The following is a 255-nucleotide window of genomic DNA, read 5'->3' on the forward strand; positions in this document are numbered from 1 at the left end:
TCGCGATCGGCAGGCCGTGTTCCTTCGCGAAGGCCACGACCTCGTCGGCGCCCGAGACGGGGTCCGGGGTGCCCGCGACCAGCGGGGCGCCGGCGCGCTGGGCGATGTGGCGGGCGGCGACCTTGTCGCCGAGGTCGCGGATGGCCTGCGGGGGCGGGCCGATCCAGATCAGGCCCGCGTCCAGGACCGCCTGCGCGAACTCGGCGTTCTCGGAGAGGAATCCGTAGCCGGGGTGGATGGCGTCCGCGCCCGTCT

General features: G+C 75.3%; 1 protein-coding gene. It reads right to left on the reverse strand.

What is annotated here, in order from left to right; all coding sequences use genetic code 11:
• Positions 1-255, reverse strand: a 255-nt coding sequence (locus RM812_RS42895) for a biotin carboxylase N-terminal domain-containing protein (RefSeq protein ID WP_311586553.1), incomplete at both ends; no start/stop codon positions are given.

Source organism: Streptomyces lancefieldiae, assembly GCF_031845825.1.
Classification (GTDB): Bacteria; Actinomycetota; Actinomycetes; order Streptomycetales; family Streptomycetaceae; genus Streptomyces; species Streptomyces lancefieldiae.